This is a genomic window from Streptomyces sp. NBC_00996 (assembly GCF_045162675.1).
Taxonomy (GTDB): domain Bacteria; phylum Actinomycetota; class Actinomycetes; order Streptomycetales; family Streptomycetaceae; genus Streptomyces.
The window spans coordinates 9,736,794-9,756,200 of the sequence record NZ_CP108723.1; the positions used below are offsets into that span (position 1 = coordinate 9,736,794).

The following is a 19,407-nucleotide window of genomic DNA, read 5'->3' on the forward strand; positions in this document are numbered from 1 at the left end:
CGCCGAAAAGAGGTCGATCGTGACCCCAGCACAGACCGAGGTGCCGCAGCGGCGCGGCACGCCACAGGACTCGGCCCCCACCCCGGTCATATCCGTGCGCAAGCTGTGGAAGGTGTTCGGGCCGAAGGCAGGCCAGGTACCGGACTCCGAGGAGCTGTGCGGGCTCACCCGCCGCGAGCTGATGGACCGCACCGGATGCACCGCCGCCGTGCGCGACGTGAGCTTCGAGGTCTCGCCCGGCGAGGTCTTCGTCGTCATGGGCCTGTCCGGCTCCGGCAAGTCCACCCTGGTGCGATGTCTGACCCGGCTGATCGAACCCACCGCCGGTGAGATCGTCTTCGAGGGCGAGGACATCCGCGACGCGGACGACAAGCGTCTGCGCGAACTGCGTCGCCGCAAGTTCTCCATGGTCTTCCAGCACTTCGGGCTGCTGCCCCACCGCCGGGTCGTCGACAACGTGTCCTTCGGCCTGGAGATCCGCGGTATGGGCAGGGCCGAGCGCACCAAGCGGGCCCGGGAGGTCGTCGAACTGGTCGGCCTCGCCGGCTACGAGAACTCCTACCCCGACCAGCTCTCCGGCGGCATGCAGCAGCGCGTCGGTCTCGCCCGTGCGCTGGCCGGCGATCCGGATGTGCTCCTCTTCGACGAACCGTTCTCGGCGCTCGACCCGCTGATCCGCCGTGACATGCAGAACGAGGTCATCCGTCTGCACCACGAGGTCGGCAAGACGATGGTGTTCATCACCCACGACCTCTCCGAGGCGCTCAAGCTGGGCGACCGCATCCTCATCATGCGCGACGGCAAGATGGTCCAGTGCGGCACCGGCGACGAACTGGTCGGTGCCCCCGCCGACGACTACGTACGCGACTTCGTCAAGGACGTGCCGCGCGGCGACGTACTCACGCTGCGGTGGATCATGCGTCCGGCGGAGCCGGACGACGCCCTGGACGGCCCCGAGCTGGGCCCGGACGTCGTGGTGCGGGAAGCCACCCGGGCGGTGCTGGCGGCCGAGAAGCCGGTCAAGGTCGTCGAGAACGGCAAACTGCTCGGCATCGTCGGTGACGAGGAGATCCTCGCAGTCGTCGCCGGGCAGGAAGGCGACATGTGATGACCGTCGCCCTGGAGAAGCCGGAGAACGCCGACAAGGCGGAGCAAGCGGAGAAGACCGCGCCCGTCGCGGGTGTGCGCAGGGTCAGCCGCCGCATGGTGGTGGCCGTGATCCTGGTGACCTGGCTGGTGCTCTTCGCCGTGCTGCGCGGAAAGCAGACCTTCACGCTGGCGGCGGCGGACCTCACCGATCTGCACCGCTGGTTCAATGACGTCAACGACACGATCGGTGCGGACCGCAACTCCAACCCGCTCTTCCTGTACTTCTTCAACGAGATCCGTCTGGTCATCGACAACCTGGTGACCTTCATCCAGTCGCTGATCTCCCAGCCTTCCGACGGCCGACCGCTGCCGCAGATCGGCTGGCTCGGCGTCGTCGGCATCGCCGGCTACCTCTCCTGGGCCGTGGGCAACTGGCGGGTCGCTCTCCTGGCCGTGGCCGGCTTCACCTTCTTCGGGCTGCAGGGCCTGTGGCAGGAGAGCATGGACACCCTGGCGCTGACCCTCTCCGCGGTCTTCGTGGCGCTGCTGTTCGCGATCCCGCTGGGTGTGTGGGCGGGGCTGTCCGACCGGTTCAACCGGATCATGACGCCCTTCCTGGACTTCATGCAGACGATGCCGACCTTCGTCTACCTGGCTCCCCTGACCCTGTTCTTCCTCATCGGTCCTGCCTCCGCCACGATCGCCACCCTGATCTACGCGGCACCGCCGGCGATCCGCATCACCGCGCACGCCATCCGTTCCGTACCGGAGACCACCGTCGAAGCGGCCGACTCGCTGGGCTCGACGCGGCGGCAGACGCTGCTGAAGGTCCTGCTGCCAATGTCCAAGCGGACCGTGGTGATGGGCGTCAATCAGACCATCATGGCCGCCCTGGCCATGGTGACCATCGCGGCGCTGATCGACGCACCCGGCCTCGGAAAGACCGTCGTCCAGGCCCTGCAGTCGCTGGACGTCGGCACGGCGTTCAACGCGGGCCTGGCCATTGTCGTCATGGCTATCGTCCTCGACCGGGTCACGACCGCGGCGAGCGGACGGGCGGAGGCGGCCCGGCGCTCGGGGAACCGCTTCCTCAAGTGGCGGCGACCGCTGCTGGTGGGAGGAGGAGTGGCGGCGGCGGTGCTGGTGTATCTGTCGCACACGTACGTCTGGGCGGCCGAGTTCCCCGGCGAGGGCAGCACCGGCAGCACCATCGCGAGCGCGGCGGACGATGTGACCACTTGGGCGCAGGACAATCTGTCGGGCATCACGAACGCCTTCCGCGATGCCATTACCAACGGCCTTCTCAATCCGTTCCAGACGCTACTGACCGACTCCCCGTGGTGGCTGGTCGGTGCGACCCTGGTGGCGCTCGGCGCGGTGCTCGGAGGATGGCGCGCCGGAGTCACCACGGCCGTGTGCGTGGGACTGCTGGTCGGCACGGGCGTGTGGTCGGACAGCATGACGACGCTGGCGTCGACTGTGGTGGCGACGGTCCTGGTGATGGTGCTCGGTGTCACCTTCGGGGTGTGGATGGGGCGCAGCATGCTCGTGGACCGGCTGCTGCGGCCCACCCTGGACGCTGCGCAGGTCATGCCGCCGTTCGTCTATCTCGTGCCGTTCCTGGCGCTGTTCGGCGCGACACGCTTCACGGCGATCGTCGCTGCCGTCGTCTACGCGGTTCCGGTTGCCATAAAGATCATCGCGGACGGAGTGCGGGCCGTGCCCGAGACCACCGTCGAGGCGGCCACGGCTGCCGGGTGCAACACCTGGCAGATCATCACCAAGGTTCAACTGCCGATGTCACGCAGTGCCCTGACGCTCGCGACCAACCAGGGCCTGATCTACGTGCTGTCGATGGTTGTTGTGGGCGGCCTGGTAGGAGCGGGCGCCCTCGGCTACGACGTCGTGGCCGGATTCTCGCAGGGAGAGCTGTACGGCAAGGGGCTGGCGGCGGGGCTCGCCATCGTACTGCTCGGTGTCATGTTCGACCGGATCACTCAGGCAGCGGCGCGACGTACGAGCGCATAAGGAGCACTGACCATGGCAAGGCAAGCAAGACAGTGGAGAGTCGGCGCGGCCGGCATTGCGGTCCTCGGCCTCACCCTCACCGCCTGCGGCGGTGCGAAGGTCGGTGACAGCTCCGCCGGCTCGGACAGCTCGGGCAAGTGCGGCACCTTCAACCTCGCGGTCAACCCGTGGGTGGGCTACGAGGCCGATGCGGCGGTCGTCGCCTATGTCGCGGAGCACGAACTCGGCTGCAAGGTCACCAAGAAGGACCTGAAGGAAGAGATCGCCTGGCAGGGCTTCGGGACGGGCGAGGTCGATGCCGTTCTGGAGAACTGGGGTCACGACGATCTGAAGAAGAAGTACATCACCGGGCAGAAGACGGCCGTCGAGGCCGGTCAGACCGGCAACAAAGGCATCATCGGCTGGTACGTGCCGCCGTGGCTGGCGAAGGCGCACCCGGACATCACCGACTGGAAGAACCTGGACAGGTACGCGTCCCAGTTCAAGACCTCGGAGTCGGGCGGCAAGGGCCAGCTGCTCGACGGCGACCCGTCGTACGTCACCAACGACGAGGCGCTGGTGAAGAACCTGAAGCTGGACTTCAAGGTGGTGTACGCGGGAAGCGAGACCGCGCTCATCCAGGCCTACCGGAAGGCCGAGAAGAACAAGGAATGGGTGATCGGCTACTTCTACGAGCCGCAGTGGTTCCTGTCCGAGGTGCCGCTGGTCAAGGTCAACCTGCCCACGTACAAGACGGGCTGTGACGCCGATGCGGCGAAGGTCGCATGCGACTATCCCGTGTACAACCTCGACAAGATCGTCAGCGCCAAGTTCGCCAAGTCGGGCAGCCCGGCCTATGACCTGGTGAAGAAGTTCAACTGGACGAACGACGATCAGAACGTTGTGGCCAAGTACATCGCGGTGGACAAGATGTCGGCCGACGCGGCGGCGAAGAAGTGGGTCGAGGCCAACCCCGACAAGGTCGACGCCTGGATCAAGTAGGGCGCGACGCGGCTCCGTCTCCGACACCGCACCGGAGCTCGAGCGTTGACGCACGAGCGACCCGGAAACCCCGCCGGACGGGCCCGGCAGGCTGCGCTGACAGCCTGCCGGGCCTCGTCGCGTTTCGGGCTGTTTTCCGACGTCACGGACCCCTTGACACCCACTCCTCGGGGCAGGCACATTGAGTTGCGCAACCTGAAGCATGTTGCGCAGACGGCAACTGGATTGCTTTCAAGTCGGAGGTGCGGCGATGGCGGGACCCCGAGTGGTCATCATCGGAGCGGGCGTCGTGGGAGCGGCGCTCGCCGACGAGATTTCCGCACGAGGCTGGACCGAAGTGACCGTGGTCGACCAGGGCCCGCTCCCTGCCACCGGGGGATCGTCGTCGCACGCCCCAGGCCTGGTCTTCCAGACGAACTCCTCCAAGACCATGACCGAGTTGGCCCGCTACACGGTCGAGAAGTTCTGTTCCCTCGATGTCGACGGCCGGCCCTGCTTCCTGCAGGTGGGCGGCCTCGAAGTGGCGACCACCCCCGAGCGCGTCGCAGAATTGCACCGCCGCCACGGCTGGATCACCGCCTGGGGCATCGAGGCCCGGCTGCTGAGCGCCGATGAGTGCGTCGAGCAGCACCCGCTGGTGAACCGGGACAAGGTCCTCGCCGGCCTCCTGGTGCCGACGGACGGCCTCGCGAAGGCCGTGCTCGCCGTCGAGGCGCAGATCCGCCGGGCCACCGAGCGTGGCGTACGCTTCCTCGCCCGCCACGAAGTCCTCGACGTCCAGCAGAGCGAGGGCCGCGTGACCGCCGTCCTCACCGACCAGGGCGAAATCCCCGCCGACATCGTCGTGTGCTGCGCCGGCATCTGGGGCCCGAAGATCGCCCGCATGGTCGGCATGAACCTCCCGCTCACCCCGCTCGGCCACCAACTCGCCTGGACCGGGCCGGTACCGGCGCTGGCGGGCCAGACCGAGGAGGCGGTGCGCCCGATCCTGCGCCACCAGGACGCCGACCTCTACTACCGCGACCGCTTCGACACCCTGGGCATCGGCTACTACGGCCACCGCCCGATGCCGGTCTCCGCGGACGACATCCTGTCCGTCGACGAGGCCGACGAGATGCCGTCGGTCCTGAAGTTCACCGAGGACGACTTCGAGGACGCCTGGACCGAGACCCAGTCCCTGCTTCCGTCGACGAAGGAGGCCAAGGTCGAGGAGGGCATCAACGGCCTGTTCTCCTTCACCACCGACGGCCAGCCGCTGCTCGGCGAATCCCCGGACGTCAAGGGCTTCTGGGTCGCCGAGGCCGTCTGGGTCACCCACTCCGCCGGCGTCGGCCGGGCCATGGCCGAATGGCTGGTCGACGGCTACTGCTCGTCCTTCGACCTGCACGAGTGCGACGTCAACCGCTTCGAGCCGCACCAGTTGGCCCCGGAGTACGTGCTGGCCCGCGACTGCCAGAACTTCGTCGAGGTCTATGACATCCTGCACCCCCTCCAGCCGTCGGGGGACCCGCGCCCGATCCGCACGAGCCCCTTCCACGCCCGCCAGCAGGAGCTGGGCGCCTTCTTTCTGGAGGCGAACGGCTGGGAGCGTCCTCAGTGGTATGAGGCCAACGCTGGCCTGGTCGAAGGCCGTTCCATCCCGACCCCGAACGACTGGGCCGCGCGCTACTGGTCACCCATCGTCGGCGCCGAGGCGCAGGCCACCCGCGAGACCGTCGCGATGTACGACATGACTGCGCTCAAGCGGCTCGAGGTCGCCGGGCCCGGCGCCGCCGCCTTCCTGGAGCGGCTGTCCACCGGCAAGGTCGACAAGTCCGTCGGCTCCGTCACGTACACGCTGCTGCTGGACGAGGACGGCGGCATCCGCAGCGACGTCACCGTCGCCCGGCTGGCCCGCGACCTCTTCCAGGTCGGCGCCAACGGCAACCTGGACCTCGACTGGTTCACCCGCCACCTCCCCGCCGACGGATCGGTGCACGTACGCGACATCACCCACGGCACCTGCTGCATCGGCCTGTGGGGACCGCTCGCACGCAAAGTCCTCCAGCCCCTCACCGACGCGGACTTCTCGAACGACGGCCTGAAGTACTTCCGCGCCAAGCGCGCCCACATCGGCTCCGTTCCCGTCACGGCGATGCGCCTGTCGTACGTCGGCGAGCTCGGCTGGGAGCTGTACACCACCGCCGACCTGGGCCAGAAGCTGTGGGACACCTTGTGGCAGGCGGCCAAGCCGTTGGGCGGCATCGTCGCCGGCCGCGGCGCCTTCAACAGCCTCCGTCTGGAGAAGGGCTACCGCTCCTTCGGCACCGACATGACCTACGAGCACGACCCCTACGAGGCTGGAGTCGGGTTCGCCGTCAAGCTCGACAAGGGCGACTTCATCGGCAAGGCCGCGCTGGAGCGGCGCAAGGCCGACGTACGGCGGCGGCTGACCTGCCTCACCATCGACGACCCGCAGGCCGTCGTCATGGGCAAGGAGCCGGTGTACGACGGTGATCGCCCCGTCGGCTATGTCACCAGCGCCGCCTACGGCTACACGATCGGCAAGGGCATCGCTTACGCCTGGCTCCCGGTGGAACTCGGCACCCCCGGCACCGCCGTGCACATCGGCTACTTCGACCAGCGCGTCGAGGCGGTCGTCGCCGAGGAGCCCCTGTTCGACCCGACCATGTCCCGCCTCCGTGGCTAGGCCCGCACTTCGCAGGTCGCCGAGAAGGTTCGCCGTAGCGACCTCCGGGCCTCCGATCTCGACCGATCCGGACCGGCACGGCTCTCGCCACTACGGTTCCGATCGACAAGCAATCGGCTATGACCGCTTGATCTTCACGATCGGGTGACCTGCGAAGTACGAGGCTAGGCGGTGTCGGGGAAGTTCAGGCACACCCCCACGCCGCCCGGCACGCTCCCGCACTGCCTCAAGGGCGTGGGAGGTGCCCCCACTCGCCGCACCGGCCGAAGGCCCAAGTAGCTCCTCCCACACTCTCGGCTTCGCTCGAGCGGGGGGACCCCCATCGAGAGCCTTCGTCCGGCACGCCGAGAGCACGCACCGACCGACGCGGGAACGCACCCGCACTTCCCCGACACCGCCTAGCACCCAGCGTCGGCTTCGAGAGAAGGAGTACCACCGGTGACCGCACAGCTGCTCGACGGCAAGGCGACCGCCGCCGCGATCCGTCGCGAACTCGCCGAGCGCGTGGCCAAGTTGACGGCCACCGACGGCCGCCCGCCGGGGCTCGGGACGGTCCTGGTCGGCGACGACCCGGGCAGCCGTGCCTACGTCGGCGGCAAACACCGGGACTGCGCGCAGATCGGCGTCGCCTCCATCCGTCGTGAACTGCCTGCCGACGCCACACAGGCGCAGGTCGAGGACGTGATCGACGAGCTCAACGCCGACCCGGCCTGCACCGGTTACATCGTCCAACTCCCGCTGCCGCGCCACCTGGATGGCAACGCCGTACTGGAACGCATGGACCCGGCCAAGGACGCCGACGGCCTGCACCCCGTCAGCCTCGGCCGGCTCGCCCTCGGCGTCGAGGCCCCGCTGCCGTGCACCCCGCGCGGCATCGTCGAACTGCTCCGCCGGTACGACGTGCCGCTCGCGGGAGCGCGGGTGTGCGTGATCGGCCGGGGCATCACCGTCGGACGGCCCCTCGGGCTGCTGCTCACCCGCCGGTCCGAGAACGCCACCGTGACCCTGTGCCACACCGGCACCAAGGGCCTGGCCTGGCACGTACGCGAGGCGGACATCGTCATCGCGGCGGCCGGCTCGCCCAGGCTGATCACCAAGGACATGCTGCGCCCCGGCGCGGCGGTCCTGGACGTCGGCATCACCCGCACCGATCACGGGCTGGTCGGCGATGTGCACCCGGACGCGGCCTCGGTCGCCGGGTGGCTCGCGCCGATGCCCGGGGGCGTAGGACCCATGACGCGGGCGATGCTGCTCGCCAATGTCGTCGAGGCCGCCGAGAGGAACGCGAACGCCGTATGAACGCGCTGAACACCCCCCTGGCGGAACTGGACCCCGAGGTTCACGCCGCTCTCCGCGCCGAGCTGCACCGCCAGCAGTCCACCCTCGAGATGATCGCCTCCGAGAACTTCGCGCCCTCCGCCGTACTGGAGGCCCAGGGCTCGGTCCTCACCAACAAGTACGCGGAGGGCTACCCCGGCCGCCGCTACTACGGTGGCTGCGAACACGTCGATGTGACCGAGCGCCTCGCCATCGAGCGCATCAAGTCCCTTTTCGGCGCCGGATTCGCCAACGTCCAGCCGCATTCGGGCGCCCAGGCGAACACCGCCGTCTTCTTCGCCCTGCTCCAGCCCGGCGACACGGTCCTCGGCCTCGACCTCGCGCACGGCGGGCACCTCACCCACGGCATGCGGATCAACTACAGCGGCAAGATGCTCAACGTCGTGCCGTACCACGTCGCCGAGACCGACAACCTCATCGACATGGACGAGGTGGAACGCCTCGCCAAGGAACATCGCCCCAAGATGATCATCGCGGGCTGGTCGGCGTACCCGCGGCAGCTGGACTTCGCGGCCTTCCGGCGGATCGCCGACGAGGTGGGCGCCCTCCTCATGGTCGACATGGCGCACTTCGCCGGTCTCGTCGCCGCCGGGCTGCACCCCAGCCCCGTACCACACGCCCACGTCACCACCACGACGACGCACAAGACGCTCGGCGGTCCGCGGGGCGGAGTCATCCTCACCAATGAGGCCGACCTCGCCAAGAAGATCAACTCGGCGGTGTTCCCCGGTATGCAGGGCGGCCCTCTGGAGCACGTCATCGCCGCGAAGGCGGTGTCGTTCAAGGTCGCCGCTTCACCGGAGTTCGCCGAACGCCAGGCCAGGACGCTCGCCGGCTCCCGCATCCTCGCCGAACGCCTCACCCGGGCCGACGCGTCGGCCGCCGGGGTGAAGGTCCTCACCGGCGGCACGGACGTGCACCTCGTCCTGGTCGACCTGCGGGACTCCCAGCTCGACGGCCGGCAGGCCGAAGACCTGCTCCACGAGATCGGCATCACCGTCAACCGCAACGCCGTGCCCTTCGACCCGCGCCCGCCCATGGTCACCTCGGGACTGCGGATCGGCACCCCGGCGCTGGCCACCCGAGGCTTCACGGACGAGGACTTCGAAGCGGTCTCCGATGTGATCGCCCTGGCCCTCCAACCCGATCCCGACATCGCCGCCCTGCGGGCCCGCACCGAGGCGCTGGCCGCCAAGCACCCGCTCTACCCGCACCTTTCAGAGGCAGAAGAAGCACAAGAAGCCGGAGAAGTCCGATGAGCCCCCGCACCCCCGGCGCCGAGCTCCCCGAGCACCCCGACTGGCTGTGGCGCACGCCGGAGCCCAAGCGGTCGTACGACGTGGTGATCGTGGGCGGCGGCGGCCACGGCCTTGCCACTGCCCACTATCTGGCGAAGAACCACGGCATCACCAGTGTCGCCGTGCTGGAGAAGGGCTGGCTGGCGGGCGGCAACATGGCCCGCAACACCACGATCATCCGTTCCAACTATCTGTGGGACGAGAGCGCGGGCATCTACGAGCACGCGCTCAAACTCTGGGAGGGACTGGAGGAGGAACTCGACTACCCGATCCTCTTCTCCCAGCGCGGTGTGCTGAACCTCGCCCACAGTCTCCAGGACGTCCGCGACAGCGTTCGCCGCGTCGAGGCGAACCGGCTCAACGGCGTGGACGCCGAATGGCTGGACGAGCGGCAGGCCAAGGAGGTCTGCCCGATCGTCAACATCTCACCTGACGTGCGCTATCCGGTGATGGGCGGCACCTATCAGCCGCGCGCCGGCATCGCCAAGCACGACCACGTCGCCTGGGGCCTGGCCCGCTCCGCCGACGCCGCCGGCATCGACATCATCCAGAACTGCGAGGTCACCGGCCTGGACGTGGTCGCGGGCAGGGTCGTCGGAGTGCAGACGACGCTCGGCCCGATCGCGGCGGGCAAGGTGGCACTGTGCTCGGCCGGTCACTCCTCGGTGCTCGCGGCCATGGCGGGTATCGAACTCCCGCTCCAGAGCCACCCGTTGCAGGCACTCGTCTCCGAACTCCTAGAGCCCGTGCACCCGACGGTCGTCATGTCCAACGCCGTCCATGTGTACGTCAGCCAGGCGCACAAGGGCGAGTTGGTCATGGGCGCGGGCATCGACTCGTACAACTCCTACACCCAGCGTGGCGCCTTCCACATCATCGAAGAGCAGATGTCCGCGGCCCTGGAACTCTTCCCGGTCTTCGCCCGCGCCCATGTGCTGCGCACCTGGGGAGGCATCGTCGACGTCAGCCCCGACGCCTCACCCATCGTCGGACTCACTCCGGTCGACAACCTTTACCTGAACTGTGGCTGGGGCACCGGCGGATTCAAGGCCACTCCCGGCGTCGGCTGGGTCTACGCCCACACCATCGCCCACGACACCCCTCACCACCTCAACGCCCCCTTCTCGCTCGACCGTTTCACCACCGGCGCGCTCGTCGACGAGCACGGCGCGGCCGCGGTGGCCCACTAGGGAGCCGAACCCATGCTGCTCATCCCATGCCCCTGGTGCGGGCCCCGTGACGAGGCCGAGTTCCACTTCGGTGGTCAGGCACACGTGCCCTATCCCGAGGACCACGCCGCCCTGACCGACGAGGAGTGGGCGCGCTACCTCTTCTTCCGCGACAACCCGAAGGGCCCGTTCGCCGAACGCTGGAGCCATGCGGCCGGATGCCGCCGCTGGTTCAACGCGGTGCGCGACACGGGGACGAACGAGATCCTGGCCGTCTACCGCTCGGGCGAGCCGCGCCCCGCTGGGCCGGCCCGTCCGGCCGGGTTGTGGGCAGGCGTTCCGCAGGGCGATGGGGGTCCCCCCGGTCGAGCGAAGCCGAGACTGGGGGAAGGTGGGCACAACCCACCCACTGGCCCGCACTCGGCGACGGACCCCGCGGGGTCCGGGGCGGCAGCCCCAGTTTCGGGAAGGGGCGGGCTCGGGGAAGAAACCACCGCTCCCGACACCGTCACCCAGCCGTTCCGGCTGACCGCCGGCGGTCGCATCCACCGCGACGAGCGGTTGAGCTTCGTCTTCGACGGCACGCCGTACGAGGGCGTCCGCGGCGACACCCTTGCTTCCGCCCTCCTCGCCAACGGTGTCATCCAGGCCGGCACCAGCATCAAGCTGGGCCGCCCGCGCGGCATCTTCTCGGCGGGCGTAGAGGAGCCCAACGCCGTCGTCCAGATCGAGGCACCCTTCCCCGAGCCGATGCTGCCCGCGACGACCGTGGAGCTGCACGACGGCCTGGTGGCGAGCAGCGTGCCCGGTCAGGGACGGCTCGCCACCAGGCCGGACCCCGCCCGCTACGACGCCGTCCACACGCACTGCGACTTGCTCGTCGTCGGCGCCGGACCGGCCGGTCTCGCCGCCGCGGCAGCCGCCGCCGGCAGCGGAGCACGCGTCGTCCTCGCCGACGACCGGCCCGAGCTGGGCGGAAGCCTGCTGGGAACGGGGCAACTCCTTGACTGGACAAAGGAGTTGGACGCGGAGCTCGAAGCCGCTCCTGAGGTGCGCGTACTGCGTCGCACCACGGTCTTCGGCCACTACGACGACAACCACCTCCTCGCCGTCGAGCGCCGCACCAACCACCTCGGCGCCGAGGCTCCCGAGCACGTCTCCCGCGAGCGCGTCTGGCGCATCCGCGCCCGTCGCGTCGTGCTCGCCACCGGTGCCCACGAGCGCTCGCTGGCCTTCGCGGACAACGACCGCCCCGGTGTGATGCTGGCCGCCTCGGCCCGCGCCTACGTCAACCGCCACGGCGTCCTTCCCGGCCGCCACGCCGTCGTCTTCACCACCAACGACAGCGCCTACGCAGCCGCGCTGGATCTCGCGGCGGCGGGTGTGGAGGTCGCGGCGATCGTCGACACCCGGTCCGAGCCGGAGGAGTGGGCGCGCCGTGCCCGGGAGGCCGGGATCGAGGTGCTGACCGGCCATGCCGTCACCGGCACGGAAGGCGGCACGCGGCTCACCGCGGTGATGGTCGCCCCGTACGGGGAGTCCACCGGGCGCCGGGAGTTCGCCGTCGACCTGCTGCTGGTCTCCGGCGGCTGGAACCCCGTCGCCCACCTGTTCAGCCAGGCGGGCGGAAAGCTGCGCTACGACGACACCCTCGGCTCCTTCGTCCCCGACACCTGCCGCCAGGCGGTCGAGGTCGCGGGCAGCGCGAACGGCGTCCTCGACCTGGCCGCGGTCCTCGCGCAGGGCGCGGCTGCCGGTGCCCGAGCGATCGAGGCCGAGGGCTACACCTCCGAGGCGCCCCGCCTTCCCGACGTGGTCGCCGAACCGCAGTCTCCGCCCATGCAGGTCTTCCTCGTCCCCGGCGCCGCCGACGCACCCCGTTTCGTCGACCTCCAACGCGATGTCACCATCGACGACCTGACCCGTGCCACCGGCGCAGGTCTGTGCTCGGTCGAGCACACCAAGCGCTACACCACGGCCGGCACAGCCAACGATCAAGGCAAGACGTCCGGAGTGCTCGCCAGCGGCATCGTGGCCGAACTCCTCGGGGTGGACATCTCGTCCCTCGGCACGACGACGTTCCGGCCGCCCTACACCCCCGTCTCTTTCGCCACTCTCGCGGGCCGCGACCGTGGCGCGCTCCACGACCCGGTACGCGTGACCGCCCTGCACGACTGGCACGTCATGCACGGCGCCCTGTTCGAGAACGTCGGCCAGTGGAAGAGGCCCTGGTATTACCCGCAGGACGGCGAGGACATGGACGCCGCCGTGCTGCGCGAGTGCGCCGCCGCCCGCGAGAGCGTGGCCCTCATGGACGCCTCCACCCTCGGCAAGATCGACGTACAGGGCCCGGACGCCGCCGTCTTCCTCGACCGGCTCTACACCAACATGATGAGCAACCTGAAGGTCGGCATGATCCGCTACGGCGTCATGTGCCGCCTGGACGGCATGGTCTTCGACGACGGCACCGTCATCCGTCTCGCACCGGACCGCTTCCTGGTCACCACCACGACCGGCAACGCGGCCACCGTCCTGGACTGGATGGAGGAATGGCTGCAGACCGAGTGGCCCGAACTCCGCGTTCACTGCACCTCCGTCACCGAGCAGTGGGCCACCGTCGCCCTGGTCGGCCCTCGCTCCCGCGACGTCCTGGGCGCGCTCGCGCCGGAGCTGGCGGTGGACAACGACAGCTTCCCGTTCATGGCATGGCGGGAGACTACCGTCGCGGGCATCGAGGCCAGGGTGTGCCGGATCAGCTTCTCCGGCGAACTCGCCTACGAGATCAACGTGTCGGCGTGGGAAGCCCTCGCCCTTTGGGAGGCGCTGTACGAGGCCGGTGCGCCGTTCGGCATCACCCCGTACGGCACCGAGACCATGCACGTCCTGCGCGCGGAAAAGGGCTACCCGATCATCGGCCAGGACACCGACGGCACCGTCACCCCGCACGACCTCGGCATGAGCTGGGTGGTGTCGAAGAAGAAGCCCGACTTCATCGGCAAGCGCTCCTACGCCCGCGCCGACGCCGTCCGCCCCGACCGCAAGCACCTGGTCGGCCTGCTCCCCGAGGACCCCGGTACCTTCCTCCCCGAGGGCACGCAACTGGTCGCAGACAGTGTGCTGCCGGCCCCTCCCGTCCCGATGCTCGGCCATGTCACCTCCAGCTACCGCAGCGCGGCGCTCGGCCGGACCTTCGCCCTCGCCCTGATCAAGGGCGGCCGGGACCGCATCGGTGAGCGGCTCTACGCCCCCGTGGGCGACCGGCTGGTCCCGGTGACCGTCGCAAGCCCCGTCCTCTACGACCCCGAGGGAGCCCGCCGCGATGGCTGACACCGCCCTTTCCATCCCGCGCCGCAGCCCGCTGACGGGTGCCGCCGACCGCCTGGCCGCCGCGACCCGCGCCTCCGGGGGCGCGGTCCGGCTGGCCGAACTCCCCTTCCTGGCCCAGACCAACCTCCGGCTCGACGCCAAGGGAGCGGCAGCGGACGCCGTCGGACTCGCGCTGGGTCTCCAACTGCCCCTCCAGCCCAACACCGTCGTACGCGCCGGGGAGCTGACCGCTCTGTGGCTCGGCCCCGACGAGTGGCTGGTGGTCGGCCCGCCGGGCACTCAGCAGGACCTGGAGAGCCGGATCCGGGCGGCGACCGGCGACGCGCCCGTGTCCGTCACCGATGTCTCCGCCCAGCGCACCACCCTCCTCGTCGCGGGTCCCCGCGCCCGCGACCTGCTGGCACACGGCTGCCCGTTGGATCTGCACCCGCGTGCCTTCGGCGCCGGACGCTGCGCCCAGACCACCCTGGCTCGCGCACAGATCGTCCTGGTTGCTCGGGACGAATCCAGGGCCGGATTCTGGGTGCTGGTCCGTTCGTCCTTCGCCGGCTACCTGACGGACTGGCTGCTGGACGCGGCTGCGGAATACGTCTGAACGAGCTCGACAGGGCGTGATCCCAGGGCTGTGGAGAAGATGACCGCGGGTCCGTCGAGGACCTGGTCGGGTTTTCCGGGGGACTGGGACCGCTTGCTGCGGGCCGGGCGCTACCCGCGGAGCTGGCGTAGCTCCGCTCGAGGCGCCCGCCGTCGACTTGTCAGTCCTCGCGCTGCTTGCGGCGATCCGCTGCCCCGCGCTCTACGGAGCCTCAGGGGCAGCGCTGCGCCCGCCTCGGAGACCGCAGCTGCTGTGGAGCCTGCTGCGGCGCTCGGTCTGTGCGCCACCGGTCAGGCGCTCGCTCAACTCTCCGGGGCAACGCTGAGTGCTTCAGACTGCCGTCACGCTCGGCGGGGGCAGGCAGGAGAGACCTCGTCGTCCACCTGCCCCCGCGGACCGGTTCGGCATAGCGTCTTGCCCGGCCGGACAGGGCTCACCGAGGACCGGGCTCCGGCTGAGCCCCATCGTTCCTGTGGAGCGCTTGCGTGGCCTGGCGCTGCGACTCTTCGGCTGCTACGCGAGCTTCCGCCACGACGTCACCGCGTTCGCGTACCAGGCTCTCGTAGACCGGCAGATGATCGTTTCCGGTTGAGTTGGGTGTCACAGGGCTGGTCCTTCTTGGTGTCGTACTTCTGGTCACGAATCGGAGGTCTGGAGACGGTCACCCAATCGTCCAGGACTGAGATCCGAAGGCGGTCATGCGCGACTGAGCCGCGCAGCGATCCCGTGACCGACCAGCAGATAAATCAGAGCCGGCAGACCGTAATTGAGGAGAACACGAAGGCTTTCGGTGTCCATGGTGAAAACGTCCTGTGACCACCAGGCCAGCCAGTCGGCCGTTCCGTGCACGAACTCGACAAAGACATTGGCTTCGTTGGCTCCGAGCAGGTAGAGCAGGATCCGCAGCCCCAGGAAAACGGCGGCGATGTCAGCGATCGTGTGAACAGCCAGGGCCGTCCGCCGGGCGGTGGACCGGCTCCGTTCGTAGCGGTGTGGGCCCCCTGGGGGCTGGTCGTAGACAGGGGATCCGGGCATCGGGTCGGTATTGCTCACTGGAATCCAATCTGACGCATCACTTTGCGAGCCGAGGCAGAGACAAAACACGCTCTGGGCTGTCTCTCGGGAGAATCTCCTGCCGCGTCACGCACGCAGGTCGTTACGCGGGCCCGTGTAGGTCTGCGTCACGTAACCGCCGTCGCGTTACACGTCGATCGCGATATCCCAAATATGAGCACGTATTCGGCAACTTGCCTAAATGTGCGAGCGGGGTTTCATTTGCCGACGGATAACCGTCCGCCTGTGTGCGTATTTCGTGTTTTCCTGATGGCGCCCCGAGGAGAACACATCACGGCGCGTTCACCTTCCATGGACGGCCGTGTCACAACTCCCTGGGCATCGAGGTCGCGGATCCGACGGCTGACGCCTGCTTCCAAGGCGTCGAGGCGCCCGCGGGCGCCTCGACGGCATCAGGTCCGGGGTCGGGCCGCGGGCCCCGGCAGGACCGTGACCTCGGTGGGGGAGAGGGCGGCCTGTTCTTCGGAGCACTCGACCACGACGCGTACCGGGGCGCCACAGTCGCTGTGCTGGATGTCCAGGATCGGGCCCTCGGGGTCCCCGACGTATGTCTCGCCCCACTGCCGGAGCGCCACGAGGACGGGCCACAGATCCCGGCCTTTGCGGGTCAGGCGGTACTCGTGCCGGGTCCGGCTGCCCTGCTCCTGGTACGGGACGGTCCTCAGGATCCCGGCCTCGACCAGCTTGCGGAGCCGCCCGGCGAGGACCGCCTCCGAGAGCCCCACGTGGCGGCGGAAGTCGTCGAAGCGGCGGACCCCGTTGAAGGCGTCACGCAGGATCAGCAGCGTCCACTTCTCGCCGATCAGGTCGAGGGTGCGCTGGACAGTGCAGTTCTCTGTGCTGATCTCCAGCCACTTCATGCCGTCATCGTAGGCAAGCCACCTGGCTTTGTCATTGACAGTCAGCGTTGTCCGGGGCTAGCTTCACTGAACATAGTCAGGGGAGGTAGTGCAGCCGCATGGAACGGTCTCGTACATACGACTGGGAAGACCCCACGATCTCGGCGGCCACCGTCGGGCAGGGCTCCGGGCTGGAGTTCCTCCGGGAGATCCTCGCCGGACGTGTGCCCTCGCCGCCGGTCGGCGCGACTCTGGGATTCGCCCTCGAAGAGGTCGACCACGGACACGCGGTGTTCTCCTTGGTGCCCGGCGAGGAGCACTACAACCCCATTGGCAGCGTGCACGGCGGGATCTACGCGACGATGCTCGACTCGGCGGCCGGCTGCGCGGTCCAGTCCACCCTGCCGCAGGGCATGGCCTACACGTCGCTCGACCTCACGGTGAAGTTCCTCCGCCCGATCACGGTCGACACGGGCAAGGTCCGCGCCGTCGGCAGCGTCCTCAGCAGCGGCCGACGTACCGCACTCGCAGAGGCCCAGTTGCTGGACGGATCGGAACGCCTTCTCGCGCACGCCACCAGTACGTGCATGGTGTTCCCGCTGCCGACCGCCTGACCCCCACTCTTCAGGCGCACAGACCGAACACGGAGGCGACGTGACCCTCGACAGCACCGTTCGGCTCGTAGGGCCGTCCGCCTCCGGCCCCGCCGGGGAGATCCGCGTCGACCACGCGGGAGCGCTGGTCACCCTCACCATCGACAGGCCGGAGAGGGGCAACGCCCTGACCGTGGCCATGTACCGGGCTCTGGCGGACGCCGTCGCGACGGCGGATGCCGACCCGGGCGTACGGGTCATTGTGCTCACCGGTGCCGGCCAGGACTTCTGCTCCGGGAACGACCTCGACGACTTCCTGGCCCACCCCGGAACAGCCCTGGCCCTCAGCTCCCCTGTCCTCGAGTTCCACAAGGCGGTGCTGCGCACCAACACCATCCTGGTCGCGGCCGTGGACGGCGCCGCCGTCGGAAGCGGCGCCACCGCGCTGCTGCACTTCGACCTCGTCTACGCGACCCGGCGCAGCCATCTGCAGTACGCGTTCGTCGACCTGGGCGTCGTACCCGACGCCGCCGCCAGCCTTCTGCTCCCGCGGCGTCTCGGACCGCAGCGTGCTGCCCAGCTTCTGCTGCTGGGCGAACGCCTCTCCGCCGCGCAGGCCGCACAACTCGGCCTGGTCACCGAGGTGTTCGAGAGCCGGGAGCACCTCGATACCCGCGTGGCCGAGCAGGTGGCGGCCCTGCTGGCCGCGCCCGAGGCGGCGCTGAAGGCCACGCACGCACTGCTGAGGCCCACCGGGGCCGATCCGGTGCTGCGCATGTCGGCCGAAACCGCGACGTCCGCCCGACTGCTGGGCACGGCGGACACGGCCGGGCGCATCGCCTCCCGCGCAGGCGGCCTGTTGTCCGCTCCCGACGGCAGCGGGTCCTAGGCCGCAGGTGGTCGAGCGTCGACGCTCGACGAACGGATGGTGCGGCAGTCCTGCGTGGTGACCGTGGCGAACTCCGCGCGCGACCTGGGCATCGGCTGACACTCTGGAGAGTCCAGCCGCCGTCGACGCGTCCTGCGTTGCCGACACTTCATCGTGATCCTGCGAGGAACCCCGGAAGTTCATGACTCCGTTGAGAAAGGGACGAACCGCCGACCGTGGTGGTCATTTTGGCTCACGGACCCGCAGGTCAAGTGATCCACTCCCAGCCAGAGTGCGAGCCGGGATGCCCGCCCTGTCCTTTTGCCGACGGAGTCGTTCACGCTCGGGAGGAATCGCATCCTGAGGTGGGCGCCGCGGAGTGCCGCCGTGCCGTGCAGCGCGGAGCGGGGCCAAGAGACCGGCCCGGAGGGTCCGGTGAGATCTCGGTGTTCGCATGCCGGTGATCCGGATGGCGGGTAGCGTCGCAGGAGTGAAGCGGGTGGTGCGGGTGAAGCTGCTGCCGATGCCCGTGCAGGCGGCGGCACTTGAGGCAACACTGCGCGCCTGCAACGAAGCAGCTTCCTGGGGGTCGTCGGTGGCGTTCGACAAGGACGTGAAGCGGAACTTCGCCCTGCGCGCGGCTCAACCGGGGGCGCGTGCGTGAACGCGGCCTGCGCCGCAAGCTGCAGAAGGAGAACACCCCGTCGGCCCAGCGCCGGTTGAAGACGCGCAGGCGTAAGGAGGCCCGGCGGGCGAAGGACATCAACCACAAGATCGCGAAACATGTGGCGGCCGAGGCAGAACGCACCGGTCGCGGGATCGCCCTGGAGGATTTGACGGGCGTCCGCGAGCGGGTGCGGCTCAAAAAGCCCCAACGGGTCACCCATTCCAGCTGGAGTTTCGCCCAGCTCGGGCAGTTCATCGGATACAAGGCCCGCATCGCGGGGGTGCCGGTGGTGCGCCTCGATCCGGCGTACACCTCCCGCACCTGCGCCGAATGCGGCCACATCGACAAGGCGAACCCGGTCTCCCAGGCCTGGTTCGCGTGCCGGTCGTGCGGATTCGTTGATCACGCAGACCGGAACGGCTCCCGCAACATCCGCCGATACGCGGATGGTCGGCACGCTGTTCGCACGGGGCGCGGCCGGCCCCGACACGCTCCCCGCGTCCCGCCCGGAACAGGGTGTGCGGGCGGTTTCCGCCACAGCTTCGTCCTCGTGTTCGCCGTCCCAGGTTGCGGCGTACGTACCGTCGCTGCCGTAGACGTGACGGGCGGGGCCAAGGAGTGTCCGGCCAAGTGGTGTTGACGGGCCGCAGGCGAATTTCGCGGCCGGGGGCGCACACCTGTACGGCACGCCGTTGGCTGAGAAAAACGCGTGGACTCCGCGGCCGCTGGAGCGGGAAACTGCCTCTCCTGACCTGCCCGTACGCGCACGGTGGCGTCGCCGTGAGGCCCGCGGCGGCTCCGTCGTCGTACCCCGCCTGTCGGAGGACGACCCGAGCAAGGGCGCTCACTCGA

Annotated in this window: 14 protein-coding genes and 1 pseudogene; 13 read left to right on the forward strand and 2 right to left on the reverse strand. The window is 69.2% G+C overall.

Features of this window, described 5'->3' with window-relative positions:
* The first annotated feature begins 19 nt into the window (after positions 1–19).
* From OG390_RS45060 to OG390_RS45100, 9 genes are all read left to right on the forward strand, one after another.
* Positions 20–1,108, forward strand: a complete 1,089-nt coding sequence (locus tag OG390_RS45060; RefSeq protein WP_406176118.1) for a glycine betaine/L-proline ABC transporter ATP-binding protein — start codon at positions 20–22, stop codon at positions 1,106–1,108.
* On the forward strand, positions 1,108–3,117 hold the full coding sequence (locus tag OG390_RS45065; RefSeq protein WP_406176120.1) for an ABC transporter permease: 2,010 nt from the start codon (positions 1,108–1,110) through the stop codon (positions 3,115–3,117). The genes OG390_RS45060 and OG390_RS45065 overlap by 1 nt, the downstream gene beginning before the upstream one ends.
* A 12-nt stretch (positions 3,118–3,129) precedes the next feature.
* On the forward strand, positions 3,130–4,098 hold the full coding sequence (locus OG390_RS45070; protein WP_406176122.1) for an ABC transporter substrate-binding protein: 969 nt from the start codon (positions 3,130–3,132) through the stop codon (positions 4,096–4,098).
* Positions 4,099–4,348: 250 nt separating this feature from the next.
* The gene (locus OG390_RS45075; protein WP_406176124.1) at positions 4,349–6,787 is read left to right on the forward strand and encodes an FAD-dependent oxidoreductase; all 2,439 of its coding nucleotides are present in this window, start codon (positions 4,349–4,351) and stop codon (positions 6,785–6,787) included.
* A 438-nt stretch (positions 6,788–7,225) separates the two neighbouring features.
* On the forward strand, positions 7,226–8,086 hold the full coding sequence (locus tag OG390_RS45080; protein WP_406176126.1) for a bifunctional methylenetetrahydrofolate dehydrogenase/methenyltetrahydrofolate cyclohydrolase: 861 nt from the start codon (positions 7,226–7,228) through the stop codon (positions 8,084–8,086).
* Positions 8,083–9,384: a serine hydroxymethyltransferase gene (gene glyA, locus OG390_RS45085; protein ID WP_406176128.1), complete on the forward strand. Its 1,302-nt coding sequence runs from the start codon at positions 8,083–8,085 to the stop codon at positions 9,382–9,384. Before OG390_RS45080 ends, glyA begins: the two co-directional genes overlap by 4 nt.
* Positions 9,381–10,613, forward strand: a complete 1,233-nt coding sequence (locus OG390_RS45090; protein ID WP_406176130.1) for a sarcosine oxidase subunit beta family protein — start codon at positions 9,381–9,383, stop codon at positions 10,611–10,613. The genes glyA and OG390_RS45090 overlap by 4 nt, the downstream gene beginning before the upstream one ends.
* 12 nt (positions 10,614–10,625) lie before the next feature.
* Positions 10,626–13,919 carry a sarcosine oxidase subunit alpha family protein gene (locus OG390_RS45095; protein ID WP_406176131.1) on the forward strand — a complete coding sequence of 1,098 codons (3,294 nt, stop codon included), beginning with the start codon at positions 10,626–10,628 and terminating at the stop codon, positions 13,917–13,919.
* Positions 13,912–14,514 (forward strand): sarcosine oxidase subunit gamma, encoded by a 603-nt coding sequence (locus tag OG390_RS45100; protein WP_406176133.1) that lies wholly within the window; start codon positions 13,912–13,914, stop codon positions 14,512–14,514. Before OG390_RS45095 ends, OG390_RS45100 begins: the two co-directional genes overlap by 8 nt.
* A gap of 696 nt (positions 14,515–15,210) precedes the next feature.
* Here OG390_RS45100 and OG390_RS45105 read toward each other — a convergent pair.
* Positions 15,211–15,567: a hypothetical protein gene (locus OG390_RS45105; RefSeq protein WP_406176135.1), complete on the reverse strand. Its 357-nt coding sequence runs from the start codon at positions 15,565–15,567 to the stop codon at positions 15,211–15,213.
* 413 nt (positions 15,568–15,980) lie between these two features.
* A complete protein-coding gene (locus OG390_RS45110) occupies positions 15,981–16,448 on the reverse strand; it encodes a winged helix-turn-helix transcriptional regulator (protein WP_406176137.1) in 468 nt (155 codons plus the stop codon).
* Positions 16,449–16,546: 98 nt separating this feature from the next.
* Here OG390_RS45110 and OG390_RS45115 point away from each other — a divergent pair, with 98 nt between their 5' ends.
* From OG390_RS45115 to OG390_RS45130, 4 genes and pseudogenes are all read left to right on the forward strand, one after another.
* A complete protein-coding gene (locus OG390_RS45115; RefSeq protein WP_406176138.1) occupies positions 16,547–17,041 on the forward strand; it encodes a PaaI family thioesterase in 495 nt (164 codons plus the stop codon).
* A gap of 40 nt (positions 17,042–17,081) precedes the next feature.
* Positions 17,082–17,909, forward strand: a complete 828-nt coding sequence (locus tag OG390_RS45120) for an enoyl-CoA hydratase-related protein (RefSeq protein ID WP_406176140.1) — start codon at positions 17,082–17,084, stop codon at positions 17,907–17,909.
* 433 nt (positions 17,910–18,342) lie between these two features.
* Positions 18,343–18,552, forward strand: a complete 210-nt coding sequence (locus OG390_RS45125; RefSeq protein WP_406176142.1) for a hypothetical protein — start codon at positions 18,343–18,345, stop codon at positions 18,550–18,552.
* A pseudogene (locus OG390_RS45130) lies at positions 18,530–19,195 on the forward strand (RNA-guided endonuclease InsQ/TnpB family protein); the annotation flags it as partial. The gene OG390_RS45125 and the pseudogene OG390_RS45130, both read left to right, overlap by 23 nt.
* Positions 19,196–19,407: the final 212 nt, after the last annotated feature.

Bases quoted from the DNA above. Each gene is read 5' to 3' on its own strand.
- OG390_RS45075 (WP_406176124.1), top strand. From the start codon at position 4,349: ATGGCGGGACCCCGAGTGGTCATCATCGGAGCGGGCGTCGTGGGAGCG.
- OG390_RS45095 (WP_406176131.1), top strand. From the start codon at position 10,626: ATGCTGCTCATCCCATGCCCCTGGTGCGGGCCCCGTGACGAGGCCGAG.
- OG390_RS45110 (WP_406176137.1), bottom strand. From the start codon at position 16,448: ATGAAGTGGCTGGAGATCAGCACAGAGAACTGCACTGTCCAGCGCACC.
- OG390_RS45115 (WP_406176138.1), top strand. From the start codon at position 16,547: ATGGAACGGTCTCGTACATACGACTGGGAAGACCCCACGATCTCGGCG.
- OG390_RS45090 (WP_406176130.1), top strand. From the start codon at position 9,381: ATGAGCCCCCGCACCCCCGGCGCCGAGCTCCCCGAGCACCCCGACTGG.
- OG390_RS45125 (WP_406176142.1), top strand. From the start codon at position 18,343: ATGCCGGTGATCCGGATGGCGGGTAGCGTCGCAGGAGTGAAGCGGGTG.
- OG390_RS45100 (WP_406176133.1), top strand. From the start codon at position 13,912: ATGGCTGACACCGCCCTTTCCATCCCGCGCCGCAGCCCGCTGACGGGT.
- glyA (WP_406176128.1), top strand. From the start codon at position 8,083: ATGAACGCGCTGAACACCCCCCTGGCGGAACTGGACCCCGAGGTTCAC.
- OG390_RS45070 (WP_406176122.1), top strand. From the start codon at position 3,130: ATGGCAAGGCAAGCAAGACAGTGGAGAGTCGGCGCGGCCGGCATTGCG.
- OG390_RS45065 (WP_406176120.1), top strand. From the start codon at position 1,108: ATGACCGTCGCCCTGGAGAAGCCGGAGAACGCCGACAAGGCGGAGCAA.